The 17,958-nt window shown below is 48.3% G+C and carries 19 protein-coding genes and 1 pseudogene; 7 read left to right on the top strand and 13 right to left on the bottom strand.

What is annotated here, in order from left to right; translation table 11 throughout:
* Positions 1 to 100 (top strand): IS3 family transposase (locus AC0TWI_RS00695; RefSeq protein ID WP_488124311.1); only part of this gene is annotated, 100 nt, incomplete at its 5' end.
* Between the two features lie 68 nt (positions 101 to 168).
* Here AC0TWI_RS00695 and AC0TWI_RS00700 read toward each other — a convergent pair.
* The 3 genes from AC0TWI_RS00700 to ilvA form a co-directional block, all read right to left on the bottom strand.
* Positions 169 to 1,233 carry a C45 family autoproteolytic acyltransferase/hydrolase gene (locus AC0TWI_RS00700; protein ID WP_488124417.1) on the bottom strand — a complete coding sequence of 355 codons (1,065 nt, stop codon included), beginning with the start codon at positions 1,231 to 1,233 and terminating at the stop codon, positions 169 to 171.
* Between the two features lie 89 nt (positions 1,234 to 1,322).
* A complete protein-coding gene (locus AC0TWI_RS00705) occupies positions 1,323 to 2,453 on the bottom strand; it encodes an amidohydrolase (RefSeq protein ID WP_488124418.1) in 1,131 nt (376 codons plus the stop codon).
* A gap of 151 nt (positions 2,454 to 2,604) precedes the next feature.
* Complete coding sequence (ilvA, locus tag AC0TWI_RS00710; RefSeq protein ID WP_488124419.1) at positions 2,605 to 3,873, bottom strand: threonine ammonia-lyase IlvA; 1,269 nt, start codon at positions 3,871 to 3,873, stop codon at positions 2,605 to 2,607.
* 176 nt (positions 3,874 to 4,049) lie between these two features.
* On the opposite strand from ilvA, the gene AC0TWI_RS00715 reads away from it, so the two are divergent.
* A complete protein-coding gene (locus AC0TWI_RS00715) occupies positions 4,050 to 4,175 on the top strand; it encodes a YfhE family protein (protein WP_488124420.1) in 126 nt (41 codons plus the stop codon).
* An 84-nt stretch (positions 4,176 to 4,259) separates the two neighbouring features.
* On the opposite strand, the gene AC0TWI_RS00720 is transcribed toward AC0TWI_RS00715, so the two are convergent.
* The 8 genes from AC0TWI_RS00720 to treP all read right to left on the bottom strand — a co-directional run bounded on the left by AC0TWI_RS00720 (position 4,260) and on the right by treP (position 12,973).
* Positions 4,260 to 5,225, bottom strand: coding sequence for a M23 family metallopeptidase (locus AC0TWI_RS00720; protein ID WP_488124421.1), 966 nt, complete (start codon positions 5,223 to 5,225; stop codon positions 4,260 to 4,262).
* Positions 5,226 to 5,360: 135 nt separating this feature from the next.
* Positions 5,361 to 6,554: an MFS transporter gene (locus tag AC0TWI_RS00725; RefSeq protein ID WP_488124422.1), complete on the bottom strand. Its 1,194-nt coding sequence runs from the start codon at positions 6,552 to 6,554 to the stop codon at positions 5,361 to 5,363.
* A 169-nt stretch (positions 6,555 to 6,723) separates the two neighbouring features.
* Positions 6,724 to 7,014, bottom strand: coding sequence for a YxcD family protein (locus tag AC0TWI_RS00730; protein ID WP_488124423.1), 291 nt, complete (start codon positions 7,012 to 7,014; stop codon positions 6,724 to 6,726).
* Entirely contained in the window at positions 7,002 to 7,454 is a 453-nt protein-coding gene (locus AC0TWI_RS00735) for a hypothetical protein (RefSeq protein WP_488124424.1), read from the bottom strand. Before AC0TWI_RS00735 ends, AC0TWI_RS00730 begins: the two co-directional genes overlap by 13 nt.
* A gap of 554 nt (positions 7,455 to 8,008) precedes the next feature.
* Positions 8,009 to 8,935 carry an aldo/keto reductase gene (locus AC0TWI_RS00740; RefSeq protein WP_488124498.1) on the bottom strand — a complete coding sequence of 309 codons (927 nt, stop codon included), beginning with the start codon at positions 8,933 to 8,935 and terminating at the stop codon, positions 8,009 to 8,011.
* 99 nt (positions 8,936 to 9,034) lie between these two features.
* Complete coding sequence (gene treR / locus AC0TWI_RS00745) at positions 9,035 to 9,751, bottom strand: trehalose operon repressor (protein ID WP_488124425.1); 717 nt, start codon at positions 9,749 to 9,751, stop codon at positions 9,035 to 9,037.
* 15 nt (positions 9,752 to 9,766) lie between these two features.
* Positions 9,767 to 11,443, bottom strand: coding sequence for an alpha,alpha-phosphotrehalase (gene treC / locus AC0TWI_RS00750; RefSeq protein ID WP_488124426.1), 1,677 nt, complete (start codon positions 11,441 to 11,443; stop codon positions 9,767 to 9,769).
* A 105-nt stretch (positions 11,444 to 11,548) separates the two neighbouring features.
* Positions 11,549 to 12,973, bottom strand: a complete 1,425-nt coding sequence (gene treP, locus AC0TWI_RS00755; RefSeq protein WP_488124427.1) for a PTS system trehalose-specific EIIBC component — start codon at positions 12,971 to 12,973, stop codon at positions 11,549 to 11,551.
* 295 nt (positions 12,974 to 13,268) lie between these two features.
* On the opposite strand from treP, the gene AC0TWI_RS00760 reads away from it, so the two are divergent.
* Positions 13,269 to 13,700 (top strand): ferritin-like domain-containing protein, encoded by a 432-nt coding sequence (locus tag AC0TWI_RS00760; protein WP_488124428.1) that lies wholly within the window; start codon positions 13,269 to 13,271, stop codon positions 13,698 to 13,700.
* Positions 13,701 to 13,984: 284 nt separating this feature from the next.
* On the opposite strand, the gene AC0TWI_RS00765 is transcribed toward AC0TWI_RS00760, so the two are convergent.
* Both AC0TWI_RS00765 and AC0TWI_RS00770 read right to left on the bottom strand, forming a co-directional pair.
* On the bottom strand, positions 13,985 to 14,164 hold the full coding sequence (locus tag AC0TWI_RS00765) for an H-type small acid-soluble spore protein (protein WP_488124499.1): 180 nt from the start codon (positions 14,162 to 14,164) through the stop codon (positions 13,985 to 13,987).
* Between the two features lie 45 nt (positions 14,165 to 14,209).
* Positions 14,210 to 14,371 (bottom strand): annotated as a pseudogene (locus AC0TWI_RS00770) (H-type small acid-soluble spore protein); the annotation flags it as partial.
* A 202-nt stretch (positions 14,372 to 14,573) separates the two neighbouring features.
* Between AC0TWI_RS00770 and AC0TWI_RS00775 the strand changes: the two are divergent.
* From AC0TWI_RS00775 to AC0TWI_RS00790, 4 genes are all read left to right on the top strand, one after another.
* Complete coding sequence (locus AC0TWI_RS00775) at positions 14,574 to 14,771, top strand: DUF2188 domain-containing protein (protein WP_488124429.1); 198 nt, start codon at positions 14,574 to 14,576, stop codon at positions 14,769 to 14,771.
* A 191-nt stretch (positions 14,772 to 14,962) separates the two neighbouring features.
* Positions 14,963 to 15,760 (top strand): alpha/beta fold hydrolase, encoded by a 798-nt coding sequence (locus tag AC0TWI_RS00780; RefSeq protein ID WP_488124430.1) that lies wholly within the window; start codon positions 14,963 to 14,965, stop codon positions 15,758 to 15,760.
* A 20-nt stretch (positions 15,761 to 15,780) separates the two neighbouring features.
* Positions 15,781 to 16,728: a sensor domain-containing diguanylate cyclase gene (locus AC0TWI_RS00785; protein WP_488124431.1), complete on the top strand. Its 948-nt coding sequence runs from the start codon at positions 15,781 to 15,783 to the stop codon at positions 16,726 to 16,728.
* 11 nt (positions 16,729 to 16,739) lie between these two features.
* The gene (locus AC0TWI_RS00790; protein WP_488124432.1) at positions 16,740 to 17,933 is read left to right on the top strand and encodes an alanyl-tRNA editing protein; all 1,194 of its coding nucleotides are present in this window, start codon (positions 16,740 to 16,742) and stop codon (positions 17,931 to 17,933) included.
* The last annotated feature ends 25 nt before the right edge of the window (positions 17,934 to 17,958 follow it).

Below are 17,958 nucleotides of genomic sequence, written 5' to 3' on the forward strand. Positions count from 1 at the left end.
GATTAACCATTATATGGTCTATTATAATAATTATCGTTATCAGTGGAATTTAAAAAAGATGACCCCTATTCAATATAGGAATCATCTTCAAACTGCTTAATCTCTTTTTTTATTGTGTCCTTGACATAGGTACCACTTTAGACAGTCTGCTTTTCCGATTCTCTTTTTTTATCTTTTCGACCAATCCGCACCCTCATCCATATGAACAAAAGGAATGTCGGTTGCAATGTCACCCTTGATCTGCAAGTCAGGCACATCTTGTCCGTCCAGCCAATCACGGAAATTGAATTCGACTGGTTCTCTATTTCCGCCGATTGCCATCCACGCCTTCAATTCACGCGGAAAATAGGCGGACGTATGAATGGTCCCTGCCCAGCTTCCGTATAAATCGGAGAATAGCCCTTTATCCGTATCGTTCAGGAGACGAAATGCTTGGCGGGCCTCCGTTATGCTGTCCTGCCGATCGCGCAGGATTTCGAGGCGGCGTTCTGAATCAACGATATGATGTCGGTTTTCGTCCTTCATTTTTTCAAAATGATTCGTGCAGGCGCGGTCTTGCCGGACGTGTACGCCTCTCGGAGTTGTCTCCACAACATATGTCTCCCCATGGGGATCGAGCACAATATAGCTGAAGGAATGACGGTGGGGGATGGTTCGGAGCATCTCGACCGCTTCCTTGGCAGTTGCGCATGCTTCAAGGATGAGCCTGCCGATCATGCAGCAAATGAAACCGTCCCCGGGTCTTTTCCGGTTCATGAAGTTATAGCCCATCACGAGCCCTTTTTCATTCATGCCATCCATTCTTCCGGTCACTCGCTGGCTTGGCCCGATGGATGCATATCCGCCATCGTCCGGCTTGTAGAAGACATACCGGCCTTCATAGGTTTTTGGGTGATAATCATAATTGCGGATGAGATAGTTATCGCCTGTCAAAATCGAACATCCGCATACAACACCATCCAGCCTATAGCCGCCAAATTCTGCGAGCACCTTTTCCAACGGCCATCCGAGCGCTTCTTGCAAGCCGAGCAACTCATCCCAGATGGCAGGGGCAAAGGGGGCGAGCGCATTTTTTACTTCCTCAGCTTTAACATGGAAGCGCGGCTTTCTCACCTTCCATTGCTGCTCACGATTTTTGATTATAACCGAATCTTTCAGCTTTTCGCCTTGCCAAAAGCCGAAATCGTAATGAGAGCCCCTGAATTGGAGGATGTCACTATGCACGGTTCTCATGTTGGATCGTCCTTTCGGTGCAAAAATTTCTGGATTTCTTTTCAAGTCTATCATAAATATAAAGGAAAACGAGCGGCTGACAAAATTCGTCAGGCGCTCGTTTGAATACTATTTGTAATGCGGACAATCTCAGTCAGAATTGCTGCGCCAGCAGGGAGCGCACTTTTGTCGAATGTCATTTTAGGATGATGCAGCCCCGGTGACAGGTTGCAGCCAAGACCGACCATCGCTGCCTTCAATTCGGGCTTTTTTACCGTATAGTAATGGAAATCATCCCCGCCGGGTGTCTCGAGGGCCGGGGCTGTCTTTTCCGGACCGAGAACGTGCTCAATGGCAAGTCGGGAGATGGCTTCCGCCTCGGGATGGACAGAGGCGGCAACAATACCGTAATCAGCCGTAATAATGATCTCGGATTGAAATAGTTGTTCAGTCGCTTCAAGCGTTTCGTGAACTTTATCCCTGAGCAGCACCATATGTTCATTCGTCTGGGAACGCAGGTCAAATGCAAGCGTTGCCTGTCCAGGGATGATATTGATATTTTTCCCGCCGGCAAGGAATTTCGTCACCTTGACCGAGTGGGGGATAGACGGATCAAGGTGGATCGTATTGATGGCGGTAACGATATGAGTGCCGATATTGATCGCATTATTCGTCAAATGAGGACGGCCCCCGTGTGCATCATCGCCCTTGATTTCGCATTGGATTGATGCTGTTGCACCGTGGATGATGGCAGGCGCAGCCAGTCCGCCCGTAAGCTCATCACCAGGACGGAGGTGGATTCCGAATAAATAGTCAATCCCGTCAAGTGCCCCAAGCTCCGTCATCTTCAGAGCACCGGCCCCTACTTCTTCGGCAGGCTGAAAAATGAACCGGACGGACAGCTCCATTTTTTTGTCTGCTAAATCCATCAGCGTCCACAGAACGCCCAGCACCATTGCCATATGGGCATCGTGGCCGCAAGAATGGTTGGCCTGCATCGTTCCCCCGACATTCTGCCAAAGTGCGTCCATATCGGCACGAAGGGCAACTCTAGGCTTTTCCGGACCCCAGTCGGCAATTACGCCTGTACAATCGGTAAAAGTGTGTACACGGCAGCCAGCCTCTTCCAGGAGCCGGGCGATATACCTGGTCGTGTCCCACTCTTCCCAGCTGATCTCCGGATGGGCGTGAAGGTATTCGTATGTTTTTATGATCTTCTCGCTTATACTGTCATGTTGCACAGTCGATAACTTCCTCTCTTTGTTTCAACGTTCCTATTCTATCCTATTCAAAATCGGGAATGGCAGTATAGGTCTTCTTCCCGGAAAGATGGGTCAATCTTTGCATGAAAACGGACAGATTCAACGAGAATCTGTCCGGAATGCAATCGGTTCAAATGAGAAGGTGGAAGAGAGTGCTGTCTTTATTCACTTCCGTATAGCTAAACCCTTTTTTGTTCATCCGTTCGATAAGGCCGTGGTAGTCGTCTTTGTTTTTCAGCTCGATGCCGACGAGTCCCGGGCCGCTTTCCTTGTTGTTTTTCTTCGTATATTCGAACGTTGTGATATCATCATCCGGTCCAAGCACACCGTCGAGAAATTCTCTAAGCGCCCCTGCACGCTGAGGGAAATTGACAATAAAATAATAAAGCAGCCCTTCATGGATCAAAGCCTTTTCTTTTATTTCCTGCATCCGCCCGATATCATTGTTGCCGCCCGAGATGACACAGACAACGGCTTTTCCTTTGATCTCGTCCTTATACTCGTCAAGTGCCGCAACCGGCAAGGCTCCTGCGGGCTCGGCGATGATCGCGTGCTGGTTGTACATTTCCAGGATAGTTGAGCATACTTTTCCTTCAGGCACAAGGACGATGTCATCCAAGTATTTCCGGCAGAGCTCAAAAGTATGCTGCCCGACACATTTGACAGCCGCCCCATCAACAAATTTGTCGATTTCATCAAGAGGCGTGACGGCTTGATTTTGGAGGGAAGCTTTCATGCTGCCCGCCCCTGACGGCTCAACGCCGATCATCTTCGTAAGCGGGGATACGTTTTTAATATAGGCACTAAGCCCTGACATCAGACCTCCGCCGCCGATGCTGCCAAAAACAAAGTCAATCGGCTCTTGAATGTCATTCATGATTTCAACTGCAACGGTCCCTTGTCCAGCTATAATATCCTGGTCGTCGAACGGGTGGATAAAAATCCGCTTTTCCCGTTCAGAATAGGCAAGTGCGCTCGCTGACGTGTCATCGAATGTATCGCCGGTCAGGACAATCTCCACATAATCCCGGCCGAACATCCGCACTTGGTCAATCTTCTGCTTTGGAGTCGTTTGCGGCATGAAGATCTTGCCGTCGATCCCCATATGCGCGCATGCAAAAGCAACGCCTTGCGCATGGTTTCCGGCACTCGCACAGACAACACCGTATTCCCGTGCTTCCGATTCAATCGTCTTCATCTTGTAAAAGGCTCCGCGCAGCTTGAACGAGCGTACATGCTGCAGGTCCTCTCTTTTTACGTAAATATGGCATCCGTATTTCTCGGAAAGTCGTTCGTTTTTCTGCAGCGGTGTATGAGCCACTACATCTTTCAGTCGCTGGTAAGCGATCAGAATGTCCTCAACATGTACGGTTTTCGGTTTTACTTTCGTCTGGCTCATAATTTTTCACTTCCTCAGAACATAATAAATATTTACACATTATAACATGGATTATATGCTTTGAACACCGAAATATTCAAAATATTTTGTGAAAGCGTTCTCATTTGCAACAAAGGTTTGACTGGACAGGAAGCGGGGAAAATAAAACTATCGCGAAGATGAAAGGGGTTGTGCTGATGGATCGGAATAAAATGCCGCATGAAACATTCACCGACAAGAACAACGGCCTGAAAGCCGCCCAGCAAGTGCATTACAGCCGCGATTTCAAAAAAGCGGACCGAGCTTCAATGAAAACCAAATAGTTGCTGTCGCATCAGCCAATGGCCAAAAAGGGCTGTCCCGTTTTTCTTTCCGACTTGGGGACAGCCCTTTTTACTATGAATGGATCACTTGAAAAAGTGTCCGATGGCTTTCGGTATCGCTAACATCAATTCTCCGACTGTAAAAGTGTCTTCAAGCTTATCAAACATATCTCTCTTCTGCTTGTTTGGCGTTGAAGGCCTCGCAGCCTCTCCTTGGATCGGTTCCAATCCATCGTGGAAACGAATGCGAAGCGAATTAGCCTTTGTCCAATCCGCTTGGTCCATCACTTGAAAGTGGATATGGGCTTCGGAAGAGTTTCCCGAATTTCCGCAAAGTCCGAGTATTTGTCCTGCCTCGACGCGTTCTCCTTCTTTTACTTTAAATGAGTTTTTCTTCATGTGTGCAATCATACTGAATTCTTTATTTGCATGAGCAAGAATACAGTAGTTTCCTGCAGGCTGTGCTTCCTTCATTTCCCCGGGGATGTTATCCTCGATGCCGTCTACTAGTTGTATTACGATTCCATCAGCTGGAGCGGCGATCGGAGAATCGTAGGCAAAGTAGCTTTCATTTTTCAGTGCTATATCCTTATATGTACAGTTGTTGTTTTGTTTGACTAAGTCATATGCATATCGTTGCTGTTCATAAGGATAATGATAATTTACAAATTCATTATTCCCTCCCCAAAACACGTACCATTCATCTTGAATAGGGAAGCTGTATGTATTTTTTGTCCATTGCTTGTTGCTTTTTGGATAGGTAACATATGGTTTTAAATATAGTCCTTGTATCGTATTTTCTGAATCAAAAGCGACTTGAATTGCCTTCGTCTCTTCCTGATCTAGCCAGATGTATTGGTATAAGCCGAGGAATGTATTTTCGGAGATGCATGTATACTTGGTTACCCCTTGATTGAAGGAAAGTCCTAGCTCGGTAAATTGCTCATAGGTGACGATTTCTTGAAAAGCATCACTCGTTGAGGCATATATTGTTTTAAAATCTTGTTTAAGAAACTGTTCACCAAAGTTTTCTTTCAGCGAAAGACTCATCATATGCTCCCCTTTCTTTCTCACCTTTACGTTCCGCATGCAGAAAAAGTTTCATAGCCGAAGGAAGCAGTAATTTGAAAAATGCCGAAAAGACCCTGAGCATCCGTATGCCCAGGGTCAACCTGTTTGTGTATATTAAGCAGCTTGTCTTTTTTCTTTGCGCAAAATGAACAAATAGATGGTGCAGGATACGAAGACGGATACAGCAGCAACTTTGTAAATCATGCTGTAGTCGAAAAGGAAGGCGATTTGCCCAAATACCATCGCTCCGATCCCGACTCCAAGATCGAAGAAGGAGAAGAAGGTGGCATTCGCCATTCCGCGCCGGTTCGGCTGGACATCTTTCACCGACCATGCCTGCAATGCGGGCTGGACGGAACCGAAACCGAAGCCGTATAAAATGGCGGCAATATACATAACCGTGCTGCTCGGCAGCCAGGAAAGCAGAATCATCGATGTGATGATCAGCAATGTGCCTGGAAGGAAGATCGCTTTATGTCCTTTTCGGTCATAAAGTTTGCCGGCAAATGTACGTGAGAGCAATAGCGCGGCCGCGTACAGAAGAAAATACCACTCAATGCCCTCCACGCCTTTTTGTGCGGAATAAACCGGCAAGAAGGAAGCGATCCCTCCAAATGTTACCGTAATAAAAAACAATAGAATGGATGGCGGCAGTGCATTTTTTTCATACAAGTCCAGTTTTTTCAGTGGCACACTGACAGGCTCCACTTTTTTATAGCGGATCCTTGATGAAAGGAGCAGCGCCATCAAGCCAAGCACTGCACTGAATAGGAACAGATAATGGAATGAGAGTTTTCCGGCAAGTGCAAGCCCGAGTGTCGGCCCAAAGGCTAATGCCAAGTTTCCGGACAGCCCGTAATAGCCCATTCCTTCGCCCCGCCTGTTGGCCGGAATCAAATCAGTCGCAATCGTGCCGGATGCTGTTGTGGAAAAGCCCCAGCCAAGCCCCTGAATGATCCTCATGAGAAATAGGAAAAATAAACTTTTGACAAAGCCGAATGAACCAACGGAAAAAACGAAGATGCCAAGCCCTGTCAAATAAACAAAGCGCCTGCCTTTTGTTTCAAGCGCATGGCCGGCATACGGCCTGAGCAGCAGGGCAGAGAAAGTAAAAATCCCAACAACGACTCCGATCAGCTGATCATTCCCGCCAAGCTCTTTGACAAATAGAGGAATGGTCGGCAACGTCATCTGAAAGCCGAGAAAAACAAAAAAATTGGACATGACGATTAAAATAAAGTCTCGTGTCCAAATTCGATCCTGGCTCTCCAGTTTTTGTGGAGAGTCCTTTGCGAGTGTTTTACCCATAAAATCCCTCCAACTATTTCGATATCCTTTTATTTAGGTACACTAAACATAACACCTATTTTACATGAATGGAGGACGAATTTCTAATGGTAAGGATTGGCGGGGAAGGAAACGGCGGCATAGAAAAACCCCCGGCAGCGGTGAATCCGCATTCCGGGGGTCGGCAATCTCACTCGTTGATCAGAGCGATGATTCCTTCTTCATCATCCAGTTTCAGTTCAATGCCTGCATAAGGATCTCTGCCTAAAAACTCATCGAGCCACATTCTAAGCGCTTCGTAAATATTGCCGGCAATCAGCACTTGCTGCCGGCCGTCCACATAGGACTCCGCCGAGAAGCCGTAATCGTCATCAAACATCAGCTCAATTTCGACCTCTTCCGGCTTGACCTGTTTCTTGCGGGCCGTATAAACGCAAAGCGCATTGATAATGTCCTGTTCAGGAATAATCAGCTTCTCCATGGGTTCGAATCTTCCTTCTTACGTTGTTTCGTAAAGAATGTGAAAATCCTGCGGATGACCGCAATCAGAACGATGATCGCTGCTACGTTGATCATCAGGCCAAGAATCGATCCGAGCATGCCCATATTGCCGAATAATCCGCCGAACAGCATGCCGGCAAGTCCGCCGATCATCAGTCCGCGCATGAAGCCGCCAGATGTAAAGCCCTTTTGTTTCGTGTTGGCTGTCGTTCTATTCTGGTTAATATTATTTTGCTTTTGCTGTTGTTTCTGCTGGAACTGGGATGGCTGGTTCCGGTTCGTATTGTTCATATTAAAGCTTCGTTTTCCCGACTTGTATCCTCTCGCTTCGACCTTTGTGCCGTGGTCGTTGAAAACGAAATTACCGACAGGGGATAGCAGGAGCATAGCTGTAATGACGGCTGAGACTATTTTCTTCATGTATCTTCCTCCGATGTTGGTGAATGTATTCCTTCGATTATAGCATAGCCGAAGTACACTTATCTTTACGGTTCAGTGAACAAAAAAGATTCATTTTTTTGGGGAATATGTTGTATTTTTTTCGGCTGTGCGGTTTGTTGCCTGGAGAGGGGGAGGGAGATTCGGAATGAAGGTTTGTTTTTAATCCAGGGAAGTAGGGCTAAGCTTTTTCTAGTAAGCTTATGTTTCATTGAGACGTGAAGGAGCGGCTGCTAGGAATGTACCGGTGTCAAAGCGCCCGATAGGCACGTGAAGGAACCGCCTGCGCGAATGTTCCGGTGTCAAAGCCCTCGGTAGACACTTGAAGAAACCGCCTGCGCGAAACTTCCGTTGTCAAAGCCCTCGATAGGCACGTGAAAAAACCACTGCATAAATTTTTCCGTTGTCAAAGCCTCCAATAGACACGTAAAGAAACCGCCGTCCGAGATCTCCCGGCATCAACCCCAACCAATGAAACAGAAAAGAGGCAGGGGCCGGTTTCCCGGCTGCCTCTGCCTCCCGATTGCGACTTGGAATCAAGGGATCATATTTCCGGCTGCTTTGTACAGGTCGTACCATTCTTTGCGTGTCAGCTCGATGTCGGCACCGGCGCAGGCGTCTTTCAGGCGCTGGGCGTTCGTCGTGCCGAGGACGACTTGGATGTTGGCCGGGTGCCGGAGAATCCAAGCTGCCGCGATGGCCGTGTTCGTTACACCGTATTTTTCAGCGATGTTGTCGACGGCCGCGTTCAGTTCTGGGAAACGCTCCAAGTTGCCGAGGAACGGCCCCTCGAAGAAACCAGCTTGGTACGGGGACCATGCCTGAATGGTCACATCATGCAGGCGGCAGTATTCAAGCACGCTTGCATCGCGGTTGACAGACTGGTCGGCGTTCATGTTAAAAGCGATTCCCGAATCAAGAATCGGTGTATGGGCGAGACTGAACTGGAGCTGGTTGATGATCAGCGGCTGGGAAAGGCTCTTCTGCAGCAACTCCATCTGGCCGGGATTGAAATTCGAGACGCCGAAGTGGCGGACTTTTCCGGAGCTCTCAAGCTGATCAAAAGCCTCTGCCACTTCATCCGGCTCCATCAGCGGATCTGGGCGGTGGAGAAGAAGGATGTCCAGGTAATCCGTCCGGAGACGCTGCAAAATGCCGTCCACGGCACGGAGAATGTAGTCTTTTGAAAAGTCATATAGGCCGTCTTTCGTGTTGATGCCGCATTTGCTCTGTATAATCATTTCCTCGCGAAGTGCTGGATTCATCCCGATCGCTTCAGCAAAAAGCTCTTCAGAACGTCCTCCACCGTAGATGTCGGCATGGTCGAAGAAATGGATGCCTTCCTGCATTGCTGTCCGGATCAGTTTCTCTATTTCAGGAAGCTGCAGTTCCGGCAGGCGCATGCAGCCCATGATGATTTTTGGCACAATCAATTCTGTCTGTTTCAACGGAATAAGATTCATATAGTCAACCCTTTCAACTTTGATTAGCACCATCATACCCCAGAAAGCGGATTTTGAGATAATAAAAGGCACCCTCTACGAAAAGAGGGTGCCGCAACATCATGCTTGGTTTCTCCGGGCAAAGTCGACAAAGCGGAATTTGTCGGGCCTGTGCCTTGATTCTGTATATTGGAAGAGGCTTGCATCTTCCAGGTAGACAAGGCTTTTAATGACAACGACATTATGAAATCCATCTAGGTCGAGCAGCTCCCGGTCCTCATCTGTCGGTTCCTCGACGATGATTTCCTTTTTGGCAAAGCTGATGACGAGTCCCAAATCTTTTTCCAAATATTCATAGATCGAGTCGGCGCAGATGTCCTCGGTCAGTTTGGGCACATACTTCTTCAAGATGAAGTCTTTGTCGAGGATGACGGACTCGCCGCCGATTTTCCTCGTTCGCACTACTTTCCAGACGGAGTCCTTGCTCGTTGCCGGGAGCAGCTGCCTGAGGGCAGAGTCGGCCTTGATCAGTGAAAGTTCCTCGACAGACGTTTTCGGGGGCTTGTCCATCTTTTTGGCCAGTTCCTTAAAGGAAATCAGCCCCGAGACAGGAAAGTCGAACTTGGATAAATCGATCACAAGGGATCCCTTGCCGCGGATTTTTTGGATATAGCCGTTTTGCGAGAGCATGTTCAGCGCTTTGCGGATCGTCTCGCGTGATGTTTCGAACCGTTCCGCCAGTTCGTGCTCGGACGGAAGGAGGGTCTTCGGTTTCATTGTGCCATTCTTAATCTCTTCCGCGAGCGTTTGATAAATTAATACATACTTATTCGTCATTCCGTACAGCTCCGTTTATTTCGTTATCCCGTCTTGCTTGCACAAATGATAGACGACCGATTCATATGGACGCAGCCGGAGTTCCTTATTGAGCTTGGCTGAATCCGGGTAATTGGACAGGAGGATGCGGCTCTCGTACCCTTCAAACTGAGGGAGGGAGACGGTTTTTTCTCTGCCATAAAACTGGTTAACGACGAGCAGCTTCTCGTTCTTCCATGTGCGTACATAGACGAAAACATCTTTATCCTTTTCGAGCAGGAGCTCATAGTCGCCGTGAACAATGATGTCGTGCTCTTTGCGGAGGCGGATCAGCTTCTGGTAATGGGCAAAGATGGAGTTCTCTCGCCGCATCGCCTTCTCTGCATTGATTTTATCGTAATTGGCGGCTGTGCCGATCCATGGCGTCCCTGTTGTAAAGCCGGCATGGTCACTCGCATTCCATTGAACGGGAGTCCGTGAATTGTCTCTTGATTTCTGCTGGAGGATCGCGATGATTTCCTCTTCAGCATACCCTTTTTGCTTGAAGTTGTGAAACATATTCAATGATTCGACGTCGCGGAATTGATCGATCGAGCCGAAGCCGGGGTTCGTCATCCCGAATTCCTCACCCTGGTACACATAAGGAGTGCCCTGCATCAGATGGATAACAGTTGCCAGCATTTTCGCCGATTCTTCCAAGTAGACGGTGTCATCGCCGAAGCGGGAGACGGCCCGCGGCTGATCGTGGTTGTTCCAGAAAAGGGCGTTCCAGCCGCCGCCACGGTTCATTTCCGTTTGCCAGTCTGACAGGATCCTTTTCAGGCTGATAAAATCAAAGGCTGCTTTCGTCCATTTCTTTCCGTTCGGGTAATCAACCTTTAGATGGTGAAAGCTGAACACCATATCAAGTTCTTCCCGTTCAGGATTCGTGTAAAGAATGCAATTCTCAATGGAAGTAGAGGACATCTCGCCGACGGTCATGATCGGATAGCGGGAGAAGACCTGCTCATTCATTTCATGCAGATATTCATGGATCCGCGGTCCATCCGTGTAAAACTTTCGGCCATCACTCTCATCTTCCGGGAATTGCCTGTTTTTTGAAATCAGATTGATGACATCCAGGCGGAACCCATCCACCCCTTTTTGCAGCCAAAAATCCATCATTTCATAGAGTGCCTTGCGGACTGCGGGATTTTCCCAATTCAAATCTGCCTGGGTGACATCGAAAAGATGCAAATAGTACTGGCCGGTCGCTTCGTCGTATTCCCAGGCGGATCCGCCGAATTTTGATTGCCAGTTGGTCGGCGGACCGCCATTCTTGCCATCCTGCCAAATATAAAAATCGCGGTATGGATTATCTTTTGAGGAGCGTGATTGCTTGAACCATTCGTGTTCGGTTGATGTGTGGTTGATGACAATGTCCATGATGATTTTCATATCCCGCTTATGAGCTTCGGCCAGCAGTTCCTCAAAATCTGCCATCGTACCGTACGCCTCATCAATTTGGTAATAATCGCTGATATCATAGCCATTGTCCCGCTGCGGGGACTGATAAATGGGAGTGAGCCAGAGGACGTCGGCCCCGAGTGTTTTCAGATAATCGAGTTTCTCGATGATCCCGCGAATGTCACCGGTTCCGCTTCCGGTCGTGTCATTAAAGCTTTTCGGATAAATTTGATAGACGACTGCATTTTTCCACCATGTTGCTGACAATGAAAGCACCTGCCTAATCTATGATAAGTATTCTTTGTGGAATAGGGGAAGATCCCTTTGTCTGAAATGGTAAAGAGGGAGATGATTCTCTCCCTCTCGCATTTATTATCGTTTGAAAGCGAAATTCTTTATACGTGTTTTTGCAAAAACCATCGTTAGGATGAATGGGATGACAATGGCTACAACCATCGCAACTGTGAACATGAGCATATGCTGCGGCTGGATGGACAAGATACCCGGCAGACCGCCGACACCGATCGAGTTCGCCATGACATCACTGCCGACAGAGATGATGGCTGCGACCATGGAACCGATCATGGCAGCAAGGAACGGGAAGCCGTATTTCAGGTTGATCCCAAACATTGCTGGCTCGGTGACTCCGAGATAGCAGGAAATGGCCGCTGGAATTGATACTTGCTTTTCTTCTTCGTCTTTGCGGTTGATATAGATCATCGCCAAAACGGCAGATCCCTGTGCAATATTTGACAGAGCGATCATCGGCCACAAATTCGTACCGTTGAATACATTCATCAGCTCCAGATCAATCGCATTCGTCATATGATGCAGCCCTGTAATGACGAGCGGGGCATAGGCGAAGCCGAAGATGGCGGCAAACAGCCAGCCGAGTGAAGACGTCAAGCCCGTATAGACGACGCTTGAGATGGCGGACCCGATTTTCCAGCCGATAGGGCCGAGTACGGTATGCGCAATCAAGACAGTCGGAATAAGCGCAAGGAACGGAACGACAATCATTGAAATGGAGTTCGGAATAATTTTGCGCAGTCTCGTCTCAAGGAACGCAAGCAGCAGTCCCGCCAAAATGGCCGGGATGACTTGAGCTTGGTAGCCGATCATTTCAACTTTTGCAAAGCCAAAATCCCATGTAGGAATTTCTTCCGCACCGGCCACGCCATAGGCATTCAGCAGCTGAGGCGAAACGAGCGTGATTCCAAGAACAATTCCGAGTATTGGCGAAGCGCCCATTTTCCTGGCGATCGACCAAGTGATTCCGACAGGCAGGAAGTGGAACACTGCTTCCCCAATCAGCCAGAGGAAGGAGTGGACACCTGCCCAAAATTGGGAAACTTCTACGATTGTTTTCGTTCCGCCGTCAAGCAGCTGAATATCGCCGATGACGTTCCGGAAACCGAGAATCAGACCACCGACAACAAGTGCCGGGATGAGCGGGGTAAAAATATCCGCAAGATGGGAGACCATCCGCTGCAGCCAATTCATGTTTTGCTTAGCGGCGATTTTTGCGTCTTCTTTGGATGTTTCGCCCACTCCCGCTAAAGCAGTGAATTCCTGATAGAAGCTGGCAACTTCATTGCCGATGATCACCTGAAATTGCCCTGCCTGGGTAAAGGTCCCTTTCACGAGTTTGATAGATTCAATCTTTTTAACATCGGCTTTTCCCGGATCGACCAGGACAAACCTCATTCTTGTTGCGCAGTGGGTAACAACGGATATGTTTTCTTTTCCGCCGATGTACTCCAACAGCTGCTGAGCAGGCTCGATATACTTGCCCATCATTTTTCCCCCTTAAGAAAATAGAATGAATTGCCGTGCGCTCCTCTTTGATAGGGAGCATTTAAAAAATAATCTTGTATATACAAGTTTTGATTACGGTTTCATTTTAACTTGTATATACAAGAGTGTCAACTATAATTTTATACCCGGTTTCGGCAAGGATAAGCAGCTATCTGCCTTAGTGGTCAAAAAATCGTTTGCGAAAGGGGATTGGTGCTGGAAAATGCCTTTGGGCAATTTCTTATAGGCACAGGGAAACATGGTTTGCATACTATAGGCGAAAGGAGGTTATCGTGTGGATTACTACAATGACCGGCAAAATCAAGCATTCATACAAAATGTAGCAAAGGCGATCAACGGAGAATATAGCGCCATTCATTGCTATGCAACGATCGCAGCGATGGCTCCGCGTGAAAAGGAACGGAATAGGATTCTTGAAATAAGACAGGATGAGATTCGTCATTATGAGTTGTTTTCCCGTCTCTATACGCAGCTGACGGGACAACAGCCGACTCCTGTCATTACTGAAGCGTGCCCTCGTCATTATGGCCCGGCTTTACGATTCGCCGTGGAAGATGAGCAAAACACAGTGGATTTTTATTTGGAGATGTCAGACCAGGCACCGGACCCGCATACAAAGGAATTATTACGAAGGATTGCACAGGATGAACAGAACCATGCAGTTTGGTTCCTCTACTTCTTGGTTCAGCGCCAACCTACAAACTAGCTGTCTTTGGAGGCCACTGGAAAAGTTTATATTGGAACTGAAAACCGAGAATGGCGCGATTCCTCATTCTCGGTTTTCGCTTTGAACCGCGGAAAGCGTGCCCCCGAACGGAAAACAACCGGAACCGCACACCGGGTTTTTCATACACAGAAGAAGGGCTGTCACAGAAAAGCTCAGTAGTATTCACTGACTTTCTGGACAACCCCCTCTTTTTCTCTAATAGAAAGCATAATCCATGTAAAACTAAGGTTTTTCAATGGAACCTGTCTTTGTGATCGGTACTCTTATCTTTCAATCAGGTCTGAAATCTGCACAACAAATTCATCCTGCGGATTGTTCAGCGGGTAGACCCTTGCCGTTTCGCTGCCCGCATCGACGGCCTGGATGTAGACGGCGTCTCCGTTATAGGTGACGTGGTGCATCTCAGGGGATTCGGAAATTTCCTCCGCCCGCTGTACGCTGATTTTGACACCAGATTTAAGGCCAGGAGGACCGGTCTCAATCAAACCTTGGAAGTCGACGGCCTGTTCATTATCCATATTGTCGAGGGTAAAGACGATCGCCCGCTCTTGTTCTGGCCTAATTTCCTTCAGATAGACCGGGATGCCCCGGTACTCGACATTGATCATTACCGGAGAATTGATGATTTCCTTCGCTCGCTCCATATCCATTTTGAATCGCCTCCTTTTCCCGTCTTATTCTTGCTCGGGGACCGCTGCTTATTCATCGGAAAAGCTGCGTCCTTTTCTTTACATAATGTACCCGTCTGCTTCTTTCCTAATCTTGTAAAAAAACGTTTGAAGGGGGAAAGCGGGGGAAAATGTTACTATCGGTGCAATTGCCGTAAATGCTTTCAGAGAGGAGTAGTGCCGAGTGAAATGTTACAGTGTTGCCCCGGACAAAGACGCTTCACGCTGGATCGTCAAATTGGAAAATGTCGCTCCGGAAGAAACGTATACTTCAAAAGAAGGTGCACTTGAGGCCGCTGAGAGGATGGCAATGGTCAATAAGCCGAGCAAGGTTGAAATACTCGACGAAGACCACCAAGTTGTCGGAGAGATCATTTATTGAGGGAAGGCTGCTTGCTGTTGCAGGCGGCTTTTTTTATTGAACTGAAAATCACTTCCGCATCATGTGATGAGCAGATTAATTTTCTTCTATAAACGATAGGATTCACTTGGATAGTATGATAAATTGAAGCTAAATATAGGCGGAAAAAGACGGCAAGCCGATTTCGCCGAGAGAGTGGAGGATTGTTTTTCTTGGATACAAATGAAATCCTGCAGAGGAATCATGTACGCATCATCGGGGAAGGATCAACACCAATTGTTTTTGCCCATGGATTCGGCTGCGACCAGCAAGTGTGGAACCAAGTAATTCCGGCGTTCGTTGACGATTATCAAATCATTCTTTTCGATTATGTCGGTTCCGGAAAATCGGATAAATCAGCGTATACAAAGGAGCGGTATGGCGATTTTAACGGATATGTGCAGGATGTGCTCGAAATAGTAGACGCGTTCCGCCTGAAAGACATCATTTTCGTCGGGCATTCCGTCAGCAGCATGATCGGTATGCTTGCGTCAATCAAAAGACCGGATCTGTTCAAGAAGCTGTTTATGATCGGCCCATCGCCAAGGTATATCAATGAGCCGGGATACGAAGGCGGTTTTGATAAGGAAGATATCGATGAGCTGCTGTTCTTGATGGAGAAAAATTACAAGGAATGGGCGAAGTATCTGGCACCAGTTGTGATGAAAAATGAGGACAGGCCCCAGCTGGCGGAGGAATTCACCGTGCAGCTCTGCTCCAACGATCCGATTATCGCCAAGCAATTTGCTGAAGTCACCTTTCTTTCCGATGTCCGTAACGAGCTCGAAAACGTGACGGTGCCTACTGTCATTCTTCAACCGAGTGAAGATGCAATTTCCCCGCCAGAAGTGGGCGCATATGTCCATGAACATATTCAAGGCAGCAAGCTTGTTATGATGAAGGCGGCAGGGCATAATCCTCACATGAGCGATCCTGAAGAAACGGTTGTCTGCATCAAGGACAATATATAGGGGAAACAGGAGAAGGAATCATGGATAAGCAATTATACGTAGCTCCGTGCGGCTATTTTGTGATGAACAAGGATGGCTATATTTCCGAGACAAATGCAATGATGCAGAACATGCTGGGAATGGATGAAGAAGAATTGCAGGGGGCCCGCATCCATTCCTTGCTGACCATCTCGTCAAAAATATATCTCCAAACATACTTCACACCGCTGATCGAGACGTACAAGCGGGTGGACGAGATGTATCTTTTCCTGAAAAGCAAGGAAGGACGGCTTGCCGTCCTGATGAATGCAATCGAGCGTGACGGGCGCTATGAATGTGTGATTATGAAAATGCATACGCGGGATGAATATGAGAACGATCTGCTTGCAGCGAAGGAACAGACGGAGAAAATATTAAAAGAGGTAGACGAAGCAAATGCGAAACTGAAAGATGTATTGAAAGAGTACGAGGCGAAGAGGCGGGAAGTGGAAAAGCTCAATGAACAGCTGACCGAGATGGCATCCACGGATCCGCTCACTGAACTTGGAAACCGCCGGTACGTCCGGGAGAAGCTCGCTCTCCTCATACAAGAAGCGAAGGAGGGACTTCCGCTTTCGGTTCTGCTGATTGATATTGATCATTTTAAGCAGGTCAATGATAAGTATGGCCACCCTGCAGGAGACCGGGTGCTGAAACAGCTTGCCGATTTGCTGAAAAAGTACGCAGACGGAAAAGATGTTGCTTCACGGTTGGGCGGGGAGGAATTTATGGTGGCGCTTACAGGACTTTACCCGAAAGACGTTTACTCCAAAGCGGAGAAACTTCGGAACGAGGTTGCTGAAAATCCAGATTTTCATCCGCCGATCACCATCAGTATCGGTGTGACCGCCTTTCGTGCGGGAGATGACATTAAAATCATTTTTTCACGGGCAGACGAAGCCCTTTACCATGCCAAAAAAAACGGCCGCAATCGTGTGTCGGTCCGATAGGGAGTGCCAGGATGTTAAAAGAGAGACTTTACTACATAGATCCGTATAGGCGGGCATTTTCCGCAAAAGTCCTGAAAGAAGCGGAAGATGAGCAAGGCCGTTATGCTGTACTTTCGAATACCGCTTTTTATCCGACAGGCGGAGGACAGCCGCACGATACAGGGGCCTTGAACGGCGTTCGGGTGACTGCAGCTGAATCTGTAGGGAGCGAGGTCCGGCATTATATCGAGGAAACCCTCGGCGGCGCCGATACAGTCGAGGGGATCATTGACTGGGATCGACGCTTTGACCATATGCAGCAGCATCTCGGCCAGCACTTGCTGACGGCCGCCTTCGTTGAGCGTTTCGGCATACAGACGGTCAGCTTCCATCTTGGCAAAGAGGTTTCGACAATCGACCTTGATGCAGATGAGCTTTCCGGGGAAATGCTTGAGGAAGCACAAGGTCTCGCTAATCGGGTCATTTTGGAGGACCGGCCTGTGGAAACCAAATGGGTGACAGAGTCTGAACTAAGCACTTATAGCCTAAGGAAGCCTGTAAGTGCCAAAGAGGAGATCCGGCTCGTCATCGTCCCGGATTTTGACGACAATGGCTGCGGCGGAACACATCCCGCTTCAACAGGAGAGGTGTCGGCAATCAAAATCATCGGGACAGAAAAGCAGAAGAAGAAAGTCAGGGTTCACTTTGTTTGCGGTGGCCGGGTACTCCGGCAGCTTGGCAAGAAAAACGCCATTCTGTCAGAGATGACCAAAATGTTGAGTGCGCCAGAGGAAGAGATCCCGCAGGCGGCCGCAAAGCTGCTGGAAGCGAACCGGCTGCTTGAGAAAAGAACCGAGGAGCTTGAAGAAGCATTGATCAGCTATGAGGCGAAGGAATTGGCAGCCGGCGCAGAGGCCGGTGTTGCTAGCGGCCATTATCGCTTAAGAAGCATCCAAAGCCTGCAGAAGCTGGCCAAAATGGCAGCGGCAGAGGACGGTAAGCTGACCGTACTTCTCGCTGTTGAAAATGAGGACAAACTGCAATTTGTCGCTGCAGCCGGAGAGGCGGCCCCGTTCAATTTGAAGAACATGTCGGCAGGCATCCTATCCCTGATCAACGGAAAAGGCGGCGGGAGCAAGACGTTCGTCCAGGGCGGCGGAGAGAAGACGATGTCCGCATCTGAGCTGCTCGGCAAGATGCAAGAGTCTTTGCGTGCGGACAGCTAAACTATCCGTTTCAAAATGAAAAGCG

This window comes from Lederbergia sp. B243.17, assembly GCF_057657925.1.

Excerpts from the sequence above, each read along its gene's own strand:
- ilvA (WP_488124419.1), bottom strand. The coding sequence starts at position 3,873 with ATGAGCCAGACGAAAGTAAAACCGAAAACCGTACATGTTGAGGACATT.
- AC0TWI_RS00725 (WP_488124422.1), bottom strand. The coding sequence starts at position 6,554 with ATGGGTAAAACACTCGCAAAGGACTCTCCACAAAAACTGGAGAGCCAG.
- AC0TWI_RS00735 (WP_488124424.1), bottom strand. The coding sequence starts at position 7,454 with ATGAAGAAAATAGTCTCAGCCGTCATTACAGCTATGCTCCTGCTATCC.
- AC0TWI_RS00785 (WP_488124431.1), top strand. The coding sequence starts at position 15,781 with ATGGATAAGCAATTATACGTAGCTCCGTGCGGCTATTTTGTGATGAAC.
- AC0TWI_RS00730 (WP_488124423.1), bottom strand. The coding sequence starts at position 7,014 with ATGGAGAAGCTGATTATTCCTGAACAGGACATTATCAATGCGCTTTGC.
- AC0TWI_RS00740 (WP_488124498.1), bottom strand. The coding sequence starts at position 8,935 with ATGAATCTTATTCCGTTGAAACAGACAGAATTGATTGTGCCAAAAATC.
- treR (WP_488124425.1), bottom strand. The coding sequence starts at position 9,751 with ATGACGAATAAGTATGTATTAATTTATCAAACGCTCGCGGAAGAGATT.
- AC0TWI_RS00715 (WP_488124420.1), top strand. The coding sequence starts at position 4,050 with ATGGATCGGAATAAAATGCCGCATGAAACATTCACCGACAAGAACAAC.
- AC0TWI_RS00700 (WP_488124417.1), bottom strand. The coding sequence starts at position 1,233 with ATGAGAACCGTGCATAGTGACATCCTCCAATTCAGGGGCTCTCATTAC.
- treP (WP_488124427.1), bottom strand. The coding sequence starts at position 12,973 with ATGGGCAAGTATATCGAGCCTGCTCAGCAGCTGTTGGAGTACATCGGC.
- AC0TWI_RS00790 (WP_488124432.1), top strand. The coding sequence starts at position 16,740 with ATGTTAAAAGAGAGACTTTACTACATAGATCCGTATAGGCGGGCATTT.
- AC0TWI_RS00720 (WP_488124421.1), bottom strand. The coding sequence starts at position 5,225 with ATGAGTCTTTCGCTGAAAGAAAACTTTGGTGAACAGTTTCTTAAACAA.